The sequence below is a fragment of the Pseudomonas turukhanskensis genome (genome assembly GCF_027922365.1).
Taxonomy (GTDB): Bacteria; Pseudomonadota; Gammaproteobacteria; order Pseudomonadales; family Pseudomonadaceae; genus Aquipseudomonas; species Aquipseudomonas turukhanskensis.
Genome location: NZ_BSFN01000005.1, coordinates 110,723 through 123,483, shown reverse-complemented (window position 1 = coordinate 123,483; position 12,761 = coordinate 110,723). Strand labels below are relative to the sequence as shown.

Annotated in this window: 8 protein-coding genes; 4 read left to right on the top strand and 4 right to left on the bottom strand. The window is 59.4% G+C overall.

What is annotated here, in order from left to right; all coding sequences use genetic code 11:
- Positions 1 to 107: 107 nt before the first annotated feature.
- Entirely contained in the window at positions 108 to 1,445 is a 1,338-nt protein-coding gene (locus PKE98_RS10960; protein WP_271195326.1) for an imelysin family protein, read from the bottom strand.
- Between the two features lie 201 nt (positions 1,446 to 1,646).
- Between PKE98_RS10960 and PKE98_RS10955 the strand changes: the two genes are divergently transcribed.
- A complete protein-coding gene (locus PKE98_RS10955; RefSeq protein WP_271195325.1) occupies positions 1,647 to 2,219 on the top strand; it encodes a LemA family protein in 573 nt (190 codons plus the stop codon).
- Between the two features lie 37 nt (positions 2,220 to 2,256).
- Positions 2,257 to 3,132, top strand: coding sequence for a GIDE domain-containing protein (locus PKE98_RS10950; RefSeq protein ID WP_271195528.1), 876 nt, complete (start codon positions 2,257 to 2,259; stop codon positions 3,130 to 3,132).
- 123 nt (positions 3,133 to 3,255) lie between these two features.
- Here PKE98_RS10950 and PKE98_RS10945 read toward each other — a convergent pair whose 3' ends face one another.
- Positions 3,256 to 5,313, bottom strand: a complete 2,058-nt coding sequence (locus tag PKE98_RS10945) for a putative bifunctional diguanylate cyclase/phosphodiesterase (protein WP_271195324.1) — start codon at positions 5,311 to 5,313, stop codon at positions 3,256 to 3,258.
- Positions 5,314 to 5,821: 508 nt separating this feature from the next.
- Between PKE98_RS10945 and PKE98_RS10940 the strand changes: the two genes are divergently transcribed.
- Complete coding sequence (locus PKE98_RS10940) at positions 5,822 to 10,171, top strand: ImpA family metalloprotease (RefSeq protein WP_271195323.1); 4,350 nt, start codon at positions 5,822 to 5,824, stop codon at positions 10,169 to 10,171.
- A gap of 70 nt (positions 10,172 to 10,241) precedes the next feature.
- Here the strand turns inward: PKE98_RS10940 and PKE98_RS10935 are convergent, their stop codons facing one another.
- The gene (locus PKE98_RS10935) at positions 10,242 to 10,823 is read right to left on the bottom strand and encodes a superoxide dismutase (protein ID WP_110616015.1); all 582 of its coding nucleotides are present in this window, start codon (positions 10,821 to 10,823) and stop codon (positions 10,242 to 10,244) included.
- 209 nt (positions 10,824 to 11,032) lie between these two features.
- Positions 11,033 to 11,635 carry a LysE/ArgO family amino acid transporter gene (locus tag PKE98_RS10930; protein ID WP_271195322.1) on the bottom strand — a complete coding sequence of 201 codons (603 nt, stop codon included), beginning with the start codon at positions 11,633 to 11,635 and terminating at the stop codon, positions 11,033 to 11,035.
- A 93-nt stretch (positions 11,636 to 11,728) separates the two neighbouring features.
- Here PKE98_RS10930 and PKE98_RS10925 point away from each other — a divergent pair, with 93 nt between their 5' ends.
- Positions 11,729 to 12,625, top strand: coding sequence for a LysR family transcriptional regulator ArgP (locus PKE98_RS10925; RefSeq protein ID WP_271195321.1), 897 nt, complete (start codon positions 11,729 to 11,731; stop codon positions 12,623 to 12,625).
- Positions 12,626 to 12,761: the final 136 nt, after the last annotated feature.

The following is a 12,761-nucleotide window of genomic DNA, read 5'->3' as shown; positions in this document are numbered from 1 at the left end:
CACACGGTCAAAAAGTTGTGAAAGGCGGGGGTAAAAAACAGGCAAAAAAAAACGGATGCGCTTTGTGGGCGCATCCGTTTCCAGTTCAGTGAGCCAGATTTTGGCGATTAGAACTGGTGATCAGCGTTGTCTGGCTTGAGGTCGTTGATGCCCAGTTTGGCAGCAGCTTGCTCGATAGCTCCGGTCTGTTTCACCAGGGAAGCGATGGCGTCGCGAACGATCTGGTTGCCGGCGGCGTTATCGGCAGCAATAAGCTGGTCGAAGTGCACGCCTTTGTTGGCGCTGTCGACCAACGCTTGCAGTTTGGCTTCGGTGGCGGCCAGGTCATCTTTAACGGTGGTGTCGGTCGCGGCGTCAGCCTTGGCTACCAGAGACGACAGGCTCGGGCCGGTCAGGGTGGTGCCGTCGACTTTCTTGTACTCGCCCAGGTAGACGTTACGAATACCTTTGCCGTTGTAGAAGTGCGAGTTGTGGGTGTTGTCGCTGAAGCAGTCGTGTTCGTCTTCGGTGGAGTTGGCTTCCAGCGCCACTTTCATACGCTCGCCAGCCAGCTCGCCGAGCGACAGCGAACCCATGCCGAACAGCATTTTGCGCAGGCCGTTTTCCGGGGCCTCAGCCACCAGGGTGGCGCGGTAGTTGTCGGCAACGCCGGCTTTCCACTGCTCAACCATGCTGTCCAGGTCTTTGACCAGCAGAGCGGTTGCCGCTTTCAGGTACTCAGCGCGACGGTCGCAGTTGCCGTGGGTGCACGCTGCGCCTTTGGCGTAGTCGGTAGCCGGACGCTCGCCGGCACCTGGGCCGGTGCCGTGCAGGTCTTGGCCCCACAGCAGGAATTCGATGGCGTGGTAACCGGTTGCCACGTTGGCTTCGGAACCGCCCAGCTCGTTCAGGCTTGCCAGTTTTTCGCCGGTGATTTCGGAAACGTCGATTTTGTCATCGCCAACCTGGATGGTTTTGTTGGCGATGATATTGGCGGTGGCAGCCGGGTTGCCCTGGGCAGCCGGGGTGTCAGCAGCCACGTAGTCGATCAGGCCTTCGTCCAGCGGCCAGGCGTTCAGTTGACCTTCCCAGTCATCCACCACGGCGTTGCCGAAACGGAACACTTCGCTCTGCATGTACGGAACGCGAGCGGCCAGCCAGGCATCTTGCGCGGCTTTCTGGGTGGTGGCCGACGGCGCGGCGATAAAGGCGTCAACGGCCTTCTGCAGGGCGTGGCCCGTGGTGGCGGCGTCAGTGAACACAGCCAGGGCGAGATCAGCGTAATGGTTGACGACGGCCTTGGCGGCAGCCTCATCGACTTTGCCAGTAGCGGCAGCAGCAGGAGCGGCGGTGCTGGCAGCAGGAGCGGCTGCTTGGGTGGCTTGCTCTTTCTTGTCGTCGCCGCAACCGGCGAGGGAAATAGCGATGGCCAGCAGACTGGCGGTAGCCAGAGGCATACGAATCATGGCGGGGTCCTTTGCATCGTGAGGTGAGTAACAGGCAGCCTGTCTCGGCTGCAAAACTCACACATAATGCGAAAGATTTGCATTTTGTGCAAAGGCCTTATGCCATAACTTTATGTTTTAGCCGTGCGTCAGTTCTGCTTTGCAACAGGGTTACTGGCTAGAATGGAAGCTCTGCGTACTGCTTGGATGGGAGATCCTGCTATGAGCGTGACGGCCGTTGTCACTTTGGTGGTGCTGTTCTTTATCGCGGTGTATGCCGTGTCGGTTTACAACGCGCTGGTGCGCGTCAAGCACGGCGTTACCAAGGCCTGGTCGAACATCGATGTGCTGCTCAAGCAACGCCACGATGAATTGCCCAAGCTGGTGGAAACCTGCAAGCAGTACATGGCCCACGAGCGCAATACGCTTGAGCAGGTGATCAGCGCGCGCAACGCTGTTGGCACTGCCCGCGAGCGCGGCGATGTCAATGCCGTTGGCCAAGCCGAAAGCGGCCTGCGTGCCGGCCTCGGGCAGCTCTTCGCCCTGGCGGAAAATTACCCGCAACTCAAAGCCAACGAGAGTTTCCAGTTTCTTCAGCAGCGTATCAGCGGCCTCGAAAACGGCATTGCCGACCGCCGCGAGCTCTACAACGAAGCGGTGAATATCAACAACGTGCGCATCGAGCAGTTCCCCGATGTGATCGTCGCCCGCGCGTTCAACTTCAAGCCTGCCGACCTGCTGGTATTCAGCGACGCGGAAAAGGCCGACGTCGACGTCAAAGCCCTATTTAATTAAGCGCTGCGCCGTGGATATTCAGCAGTTCATTTTCCTTATGTGCTTTGCCGTGGCCGGGTGTGGCGGCGGCGCCTGGTGGTGCATCAATCGCCTCAGCGAAGCGCGCCATATGCTCGATACACCCACCTCGAAAATTCGCTCGGCCGCCCAGGGCTATGTCGAGTTTTATGGTGTGTTGCAGGAAGTGCCCACGGTGCCGCAAATCATTGCACCGCTCACCGGTACGCCGTGCCTGTGGTGGCGCATTAAGGTCGAGGAGTCGCGCAGCAATGGCAAGAGCCGGAGTTGGAGCGTGGTCGACAGCCGCACCAGCGAAGGCTGGCTGCAATTGAGCGATGCCACCGGCCACTGCCTGATCGACCCCAGTGGCGCGCAGGTGCGGCCCTCCACCCGCAAGGTTTGGTACGGCAATACGCGCCATCCGATGGGGCCGGCGCAGAGCAGTTTTTTGGCCTTGCTGCTGAACCAGGAAGACGGCTATCGCTATACGGAAGAACGCCTGCATGTGGGCCAGCCGCTGTACGCCATTGGAGACTTCAAAACCACCGGCGGCGGCCGTCAGGGCCTGGACGTAAACGCCGCGCAGGGCGAAGTGATTCGTGAATGGAAGGGCGACTTCGCAGGCTTGATGCAGCGCTTTGACAGCAACGGCGATGGCCAGCTCGACGAGCAAGAGTGGAACCGCGTGCGCTTGGCGGCGCAGTTGGAAGCCGAGGACCGCCACCGGCAAACCAGTGCGCGGCCGGCGACCAACTTTATGGGCCGACCGCAAACATCGCAGCCCTTTATTCTTTCCAATGCCGGGGAAGATGAATTGGCGCGGGCGTTTTATTGGCAGGCGGCTGCGGGGGCGGTGGTGTGTTTGCTGGGGGCGTTGGCGATTAACTGGTTGCTGCAGAATTACCACGGCTAACCTCGACGTAGGGTGTGCTGTGCGCACCGTTGCGTTCTCCGATGAAACGCCTGGTGCGCACAACACGCCCTACAAAAATAGAAACGCCCGCAGCAATCGCGGGCGTTTTTTATCGGGGCTGGTTTACAGCGTCGTACTGGCGTTACTGATTCGCCGCGACTGCTTCAGGAACAACGTCAGCTCCCGCGCCGGCAGCGGCTTGCTGTACAGGTAGCCCTGACCCTCATGGCAGCCCTGGGCAATGATGTAGGCCTCTTGCTCCAGCGTTTCCACGCCTTCTGCAATCACCTGCATGCCCAGGCTCTTACCGAGCTGAATAATGGCGCGCACGATGGTGGCGTCGTCTTCGTCGTCGAGCAGGTCTTGCACGAAGCTCTTGTCGATCTTGATTTTGTCCAGCGGCAAGCTTTTCAGGTAGCTCAGCGAGGAGTAGCCGGTTCCAAAGTCGTCAATGGCAATCAGTGCGCCGGAGCGGCGCAGGCTGAGCAGGTGCTGGGCGGCGGTGGTGATGTCTTCCATCAGGCCGGTTTCGGTCACTTCCAGTTCCAGGCTGCGCGGCGGCAGGCGGTACACCTGCATCAGGTTGTTCACCACCCGCGGCAACTCGGCGTGGTGCAGCTGCACGGTAGACAGGTTGATGGCCATGCGCAGGTCGGTAAAGCCCTGGTCGTGCCATTCGCGCAGCTGGCGGCAGGTCTGGTCGAGAATCCATTCGCCAATCGGGATGATGCTGCCGTTCTGTTCGGCCAGCGGAATGAAGGTGTCCGGCGGCACCAGGCCGTGTTGCGGATGCTGCCAGCGCAACAGCGCTTCGACGCCGACGATGCGGTGGTCGCGGTAGTCCACTTGCGGTTGGTAGACCAGGTGCAGCTGGCCTTGGGTCAGGGCTTCGCGCAGGTCTTTTTCCAGCTCGCGGCGGCGGCGCATTTCGCTGTCGACGCTGGCGATATAGAACTGGTAGCGGTTGCGCGAACGGCTCTTGGCCAGGGTCATGGTCTGTTCGGCTTTTTGCAGCAGCTTCTCGGTGCTGTCGCCGTCTTCAGGGAACAGGGTGATGCCGATGGTGGCGCGCAGCATCACTTCCTGCTGGTCGAGCAAAAACGGTGCTTCCAGGTCGTCGAGCACGCTTTGCGCAAGCTCAGCGGCTTCGTAGGGTTGTTCGATATCGGCTTGTACCAGGGCAAACTGGTCGCCACCCAGACGGGCCAGCGCCCCGAGGCGGCCACTGTGGCTGCGCAGGCGATCGGACAGGGCCAGCAGCAACTGGTCGCCGGTCTGGTAACTGAATTGCTCGTTGATGCCTTTGAAGTCGTCCAGGCCCACGCACAGCACCGCCACGCGGCGTTGCAGGCGGCCGGCGTCACCCAAAATCTGGTCCAGCTGGGTTTGCAGTTGCTGGCGGTTGGGCAAGCCGGTGAGGAAATCGTACTGGGCCATGCGCAGCAGGCTGTCTTCGGCTTCGCGGCGTAAATGGGTATTGCGTTCGATGGAGGCGAGCAACTGGTTGGCCGTGTTGATCCACAGGCCCAGTTCGTTTTTCTCATTGCCGCGCAGCATCGGCAGCTTGTGCTCGCTGGGGCGGTCGGGGTTGATGTTGGTGAGGTGCTCGATGATTTTCGAGAGCGGCTTGGTCAGCAGCCAGTGATAGACCAGGTACAGCACCAGGCCCATGGCCAGGGCTCGCAACACGCCGGAGACGAAAATAATCACCGAACTGGTGATGAAGTCTTGGCCGTAGCGCGCGGTATCGAGGGTGATGGCGAGGTCGCCGTAGTATTCGCTGTACGGGCCACGGCCAACCAGTTGGGTGGTAAAGGTGGCTTCGTCGCCAAGAATGGGATCGGTCAGCCAGCGGGTGGCACGCACCATCGGCTCGCGGGATTTTTCCGCCAGCATCGGCTCGTTAGGATGGCCAATGGAAGCGACGCGCACGGACTCGTTCTGGAACAGACCCTCGATAACCTGCATGCCCATTTCCCGGTCCAGGCTGTAAACGGCCTGGGTGGATGGGTCGCGAAACATATCCAGAATACGGTGGGCGTCATCGGCGATCGCTTGTCGCGTCTTGTAGACGTCGAACATGATCTGCGCACAGCTCAACAGCACCCCGACCACTAGCGCTGACAACAACACCACGCGCAGTAGTTTCAGCGACAGGCTGTGTTTGAGTTCCAGCTTCAAATGACCATTCCTTAATCGAGACCACAGGCGTCATACCGACGGAGTATTAGCAATCGTGAGGAAGCAGTCAAAGGGCCATCACGGTGGAAAATATCAAAGAGCGACTGCGGGCGGCCAGCGCTTTTTTCAACCCTGCGCTCGGTATATGGGCGCAATGAAACTGTGTCGTCGGAGCTGTCCACAACTTTAGACCGCTGAGCATATTTCCTGCAGCCAGCGGCGCAGATTGCGATAAATGGCCCCGATCCGTAAACCGCTGGGTAGCAGACTTTAGCGTCGGTTAAAAAAACGGAGTGTTTTGCCGGCAGTTGTGCGGACCAGCGCTTGCTGCACCTTGCGCTCAGCAATCTTGCCTGGATGGAGGGCGGTTGCCAGCTTGTAAGCATTTCCTTGCAGGACTTGAAATTGGCTCTGATCAGTCTATCTGACGGCGCGAAGGAGAATTTGGTTATCCCGGGCTAGCAGTTCAGCCCATGGGTTTCTCCTTCTCCGAACGCAGGTTAGATTTATGAGCCGTTTATCCACTCCATTGTTTCGTCGCTCAGCGCTTGCCGTTTGCTTGTCCATTGGGGCTAGCGCAGCGGCTGAAACACAAAGTTCCGAAGCATCCCCCTCCGCAGGTCGCTTGACCAGCGCCGTTGAGCAAATGATTCAAGATTTGCCCGCCACCGCGGCAGGACAAAGCCAATCCCAGGCTATGCAGGAGCGCGTACAAAAGACTATCGAGGCGCGCACAAAACTGCTGACTACTTTGTATAAAGATCAGAATTCTGCGTATCTCCCTGGTACTGGTAGCCAGTGGATTATGCCTGGCGATCCTGGCACCAGCTTTCCCCTGATTGTCGGTGACAAGGGTTACCCGCTGGTGAGCATCAGTACTCAGGGCGGTGGCCGCGCCATTGCGTATGGCATCAACCTGCTAAGGGCTTTGCCAAGCACTGCCCAGGAGCATATTCCGCTGTTCAAGCGTGCTTTTCAGTGGCTGATGACCGGTTCAGCCGATGGCCGTGTAAACGAGAATTTCAGGATCAGCTTCGTTGGCCCCAACGTTTCCGCTTCCCTGACCGGGTTGAAGGCAGCCGGATTTTCGGGGGTTAACGCCAATTGCAATGCCATCCTTGATTCAAGCTGTGCCAGCAGCATTCAGCTGCTGTTGATCGATAACGAAATCGCCAGTGACCCTCTGCTATCGGAAAAGATCAAGGCGCTGATGTTGGCTGGGGTTCCTGTGCTTTATCTGAATGACCTCGGCAGTAGCCGTGGCGCCATGGGAGGGCCGATCCTTCGCGGTTTGGGTCTTCAGCATGGCCCAACCCTTGGTAACAGCTTTGACAATGATCAGGTACCCAGCACGCGAGACTGGAGCCAGTCGGTCAACCTGGCGGCCCAGTATGGCTTGCCCCAGCAAGTGCAGCCGATTTTGGAAGCGCGCAACACGTTGCTGACTGATCTGTACAAGGATCAGGAATCCGTCTATCAGCCAGGGGCCGGTAGCCAGTGGATTATTCCTGGCTCCCCAGCCACCAGTTTTCCGTTGATTGTCGGTGATAAGGGTTACCCGCTGGTGAGCATCAGTACTCAGGGCGGTGGCCGCGCCATTGCGTATGGCATCAACCTGCTAAGGGCGTTACCAAGCACTGCCAAGGAACACATTCCGCTGTTCAAGCGTGCTTTTCAGTGGCTGATCACCGGTTCCGCCGATGGCCGTGTAGACGAGAATTTCAGAATCAGCTTCGTTGGCCCCAACGTATCTGCCTCCCTGACTGGGTTGAAGGCAGCCGGATTTTCGGGGGCCAACGCCAATTGCAATGCCATCCTTGATTCGAGCTGTGCCAGCAGCATTCAGCTGCTGTTGATCGATAACGAAATCGCCAGTGACCCTCTGCTATCGGAAAAGATCAAGGCGCTGATGTTGGCTGGGGTTCCTGTGCTTTATGTGAATGACGAGGGCAGCGGCGCTGCCTCCACGACGGGGCAGATTCTTCGCGGTTTGGGCCTTCAGCAGGGCCCGACCGGTGGCAACAGCTTTGACAATGATCAGGTACCCAGCACGCGAGACTGGAGCCAGTCGGTCAACCTGGCAACCCGTTACGGCTTGCCGCGGGAGTTGACTCCTGAAGAGGCTCAGGCTGAGGCGGATGCAGCGGCAGCAGAGGCAGCAGAGGCGGCAGCAGCGGAGGCAGCGGCGGCAGAGGCAGCGGCAGCAGAGGCGGCAGCAGCGGAGGCAGCGGCGGCAGAGGCAGCGGCAGCAGAGGCAGCGGCAGCAGAGGCTGCGCAGAAAAACGCTCTCGACGCTGCGCTGGTCAGCGGGGATGCCGCGCAACTGACCAACAGCAAACTGGTGGCAGAGCGTTTACTTAAACACGTCGAAGGGGTCTCTCTGGCCCGCAAGCAACTGCTTGAAGGCCTGTATGAGGGCGTAAGCTCCGCATTCAACCCGGGCGCTTCCAGTCAGTTCGTGCTTCCTCTCTCTCCGGACAACGCCTTTCCGCTGATAATCGGCAACGGTGGTAACCCTCTGGCAAGCATCAGTCAGCTCGATGGTGGGCGGGCAGTTGCGTATGGCAACAACCTTCTAAGGGTGTTGCCGACTACCCTTGCCGAGCACACGCCTCTGTTCAAGCGTGTCGTGCAGTGGCTGGTTACCGGCAGTCCAGCAGGCACGGTACCTGAGAATTTCAATGTCAGCATAGTAGGGCCCAATGCCACAGCAAGCCTTTCAGCGCTGCGTCTGGCAGGGTTTTCGCCGGTCAATGCAAACTGTAATGCGCTATCGGATGCCAGTTGTGCGGGACGCGTCCAATTGCTGTTGCTGGACAACGCAGGCCGCGGCGATGGTTCTCTGTCCCAGTCGGTCAGATCGGCGATGAAAGCCGGGGTGCCGATTATGTATCTCAACGACAGTGGGTGGGGGGCACCCGCTAGCGCGGAGCAGATCTTTGAAGGGCTTGGGTTTGTCACAGGAGCCTACCCAGGTAACTATTGGGCGGGGGATCTGGTGCCGCCCACGCGCACGGCGGCAGACTCTATCCGCTTGGCTACTAATTATGCGCAGGACGCGGATTTCGTCAGGATGATCGCCGAGGGTAATTGGTCTACCGATCCCAACTGGTCGGATACCAACCTGCCGAGTGCGCAGGCGTTCTTTGCGCAGGTAAAAGCGTTGTCGGCAGGTATTAATAGATTCAACGCCAATGGGGTAAACCTGTTTTCTACCCCCGGTACTACTAGCCTGCGACTGTGGACGCTATGGGCCGACACAGTGCGCAAGGGTATTAGTTATCCGATGGACAAGAGCAAGGACCCGGCCAAATTTCAGGAAGCCTATATCGCGGACAATCTGATTGCTTATGCGCGCACTGTGGGTACGGCGCAGAAGGATCTGGGTACTTACGCTACCGCCCGCCACTCGTCTATGCCTACTTCCATTTCGCAGGAGACCTTGACCCTTACCCTGCCTCAGGAAAGTGGATTTACCGCCATCGGCCGTATGGCCGTGCCAGGGAAACGCCTGCTCGTAAGCGCCGAGACTGATGCGGGTACCTCACTGAGCGTTGCCGTCAATACTCAGTGGCCTGAATCGACGCGACTGTGGGAGACCAACGGATACGTGCGTCCGTTTTACCTGAAAAGCCCTCCAATCCGTATTCAGCCGGGAATGCCTATGGCTCTCGTAACTCCATACGGTGGTCCATTACAGCTGCACTACAGCGGCGCGAAGCCGGGGCAACAGGTCACTGTCAAAATAGTCGGTGTGGCCCAGCATCCGTTCCTCGATATCCGTTGGGGGGAAGACAATAGCCAGGCCATTGCTGATTTCACTCAAGTCTGGAGCATGGATAAATTTGACTGGATGGAGATACGTAGTGGTTCGGTGGAGGTCCACGCGAAGGCCAGTATGGTGGCCAACGCCTTGAAAAATGGTGTCCAGAACTTTATTGACGAGTTCGACGACTTGTTTGTCCGCGGGGCCTACAAGCTCGCCGGTTTTGCCATGCCGGGATACCCACTGAGTCCGGCGATTGTTCAGGCGTGCCAAGCGCTTGGGTGGGACTGCACAAACGAGACACTGCACAGAATGCCGGGGACCCAGCACATCAACGTCGACTCGAGAGCTCGTTGTGGCGATGGCTGCAGCGGCAACCCTTACGACCAGAGCACGAGTTTGAATCCTCGCGGTTGGATGGAAAGCCATGAGCTGGGGCATAACCTGCAGGTGTCACGTATGCAAGTGTACGGCGCCATTTCTGGCGAGGTGTTCAATCAGATTTTCCCCCTGCAGAAAAACTGGCGGATCTTTAATGAGTATGGGGCGAATCAATCGCCTCGGGTTGTCAATTACCGCTCCGCGTTCGATCTGATTAACGCTGGCCGCACCGAGGCAGACCCTGTCGAGGGTGTGTACAAACGACTCTGGGTGAACACCGCCTATCAGGCTCAAAATGGTGAACGCATGGCGTTCTATACCCAGTGGGCGCATTACTGGGCCGACATGAAGTCGAATCCAGCGCAAGCTTGGGATGTCTGGACGCTGATGTATCTACATCACCGCCTGTTGGGCGATGGGGACTGGGACAGCAACAAGGCCAAACTTGGCTATAGCACTTACGCGTCACGCCCTGGAAGTAGTGCCAACGACAATTTGCTGATCGGCATGTCTTGGTTGACCAAGCGAGATCAACGCCCAACCTTTGCGATGTGGGGTATCAAAACCAGCGAAGCTGCTCAGCAACAGGTCGCGGCGTACAATTTTCCAGCGCAGCCGGCGTTTTTCTATGCCAACAATACGACCAACAACTACAGCACGGCTATTCGTCTGGATATGAGTGCGGGTGCGCCTGCATGGCCATTCCCTTAAATCATAATCGTCAATAAAAAAGGCCGGCCCTTCAGGGGGTCGGCCTTTTTTGCTTCATGGAGCGTGTTACTTAGGCAGCGAAGTTTTTCGCGACGAAGTCCCAGTTAACCAGGTTCCAGAACGCCTCAACATACTTTGGACGCAGGTTGCGGTAGTCGATGTAGTAAGCGTGTTCCCAGACGTCGCAGGTCAGCAGCGGGGTGTCGCCGCTGGTCAGCGGGCAGCCGGCGCCGATGGTGCTGGCCAGGGCCAGGGAACCGTCAGCTTTCTTCACCAGCCAGCCCCAGCCGGAGCCGAAGGTGCCAATGGAAGTCTTGCTGAATTCTTCTTTGAATTTGTCGAACGAACCGAAAGCAGCGTTGATGGCATCGGCCAGAGCGCCAGTCGGTTGGCCGCCGGCGTTAGGTGCCAGGCAGTTCCAGTAGAAGGTGTGGTTCCACACTTGAGCGGCGTTGTTGAAGATGCCGCCCGAGGAAGTCTTGACGATTTCTTCCAGGGTTTTGCCTTCGAACTCGGTGCCAGGCACCAGGTTGTTCAGGTTTACGACGTAGGTGTTGTGGTGTTTGTCGTGGTGGAATTCCAAGGTTTCCTTGGAGATGTGCGGCTGCAGCGCGTCGTGGGCATACGGCAGCGGAGGCAATTCGAAAGCCATGGGTGATTCTCCTAATCAGGGTCAGTTGCGGTATAGGCGCAAGGCCGATCACGGGCGGCCAAACATGCGACGGGGAGTTTGTACTCTTTGCGACGCAGGGGTCGGATGATAGCACCGGCCCTGCGGCATAACCACGCAGCAACTGTGTGGGTAAGGCCGGGCCAGGGCTCTGCGTCGAGGTGTTAAAGCGCCCCGTACTGATGGTGGACTTACACCCCGGCGATTAGTTGCCCCGCAACGACGAACATCATTGCCGCCACCAGCACATCCAGCACCCGCCAGGTAGTCGGTCGGGCCAGCCACGGTGCCAACCAGGCGGCGCCCAGAGCGAGGGTAAAGAACCACAACAATGACGCACTGGCCGCGCCCGCTGCATAAGCCCCCGGCGCGGCCTGCTGCGCCCCGAGCGAGCCAATCAGCAGCACGGTGTCGAGGTACACGTGAGGGTTGAGCAAAGTTACTGCCATCGCCGTCATCAACACCGCTTTGCGCGAGCGCGGGCCGGCATTGGCGGCTTCGTTCAAGGCTTCGGGGTTGCAGGCCCTGCGCAGCGCCTTCACGCCGTACCACAACAGAAACGCCGCACCGCCCCAGCGGGCCACGGCCAGCAGCACCGGGCTTTGCGCCAGCAGGGTAGCGAGGCCGAACACGCCGGCTACCACCAGCACCGCGTCACACAGCACGCACAGCGCCGCCACCGGCAGGTGGTGCTCGCGGCGTAGGCTCTGCGCCAGCACAAAGGCGTTCTGCGCACCAAGCGCCACGATCAAGCCGGCAGCCACTAAAAGACCGTTGATATAGCTTTGCCACATGGGAAATACGTCCTGAGGGGTGATTCGTGTGGCGAGTCTGCGGGGCGAGCCTGTATAAGGAAAACGAATCCTGCTGGTCTCACATTAGGAGAATTGATAGTGTTCGACTACAAGTTGCTCTCGGCACTGGCGGCAGTGGTCGAGCAGGCCGGCTTCGAGCGCGCGGCGCAGGTATTGGGGCTGTCGCAATCGGCGGTGTCGCAGCGCATCAAGTTGCTGGAAGCGCGGGTCGGGCAGCCGGTGCTTGTGCGCGGTAGCAAACCCGAGCCCACCGAAATCGGCCGCCGCCTGCTTAACCATGTGCAGCAGGTACGACTGCTTGAGCGCGACCTCTCCGGCCAGGTGCCGGCCCTGGACGAAGGTACCGCGCCGGAGCGGCTACGCATCGCCCTGAACGCCGACAGCCTGGCCACCTGGTGGGCGCAGGCCGTGACCGCTTTTTGTGCCGAACACCGGGTGCTGCTGGAGTTGGTAGTGGAAGACCAGGAGGTGGGCCTTAAGCGCATGCGCGGTGGCGACGTAGCGGCCTGTGTCTGTGCCACCGATAAACCGGTAGCCGGTGCACGCAGCCTGGCCCTGGGCGCCATGCGCTATCGGGCCTTGGCTAGCCCCGATTTTATCGCCCGGCATTTTAGCGCCGGCGTCACCGCGCAAAGCCTGGCGCAGGCACCGGCCATCGTCTTCGGTCCGGATGACTTTCTGCAGCATCGTTACTTGGCGAGCCAGGGCGCGGAGGGCGCGTTTGCCTACCACCTGTGCCCGTCCTCCGAGGGCTTTATTCGCCTGACCGAAGCCGGCATGGGCTGGGGCCTGGTGCCGGAGTTGCAAGTGCGCGAGCTGCTGGCCAGCGGAGCGTTGCAGGAGCTGCAGCCGGAGCGGCCGATTGATGTGCCGCTGTATTGGCACCATTGGCGCAATGGCGGGGAATTGCTCGGCGAGCTGACCCGACATTTGCAGCGGGCGACGGCTGAGGTGTTGGTGCAACCGTAGGGCGAATATAGCCCCTCAGGCGATATCCGCCGATACGCGGCAATCGAACGGCGGATATCCGCAAACGGATATTCGCCCTACGGTGCACCCAGCAAGTCAGAACCTTGGCCCACCACGCCACACTACAAGCGCGCCG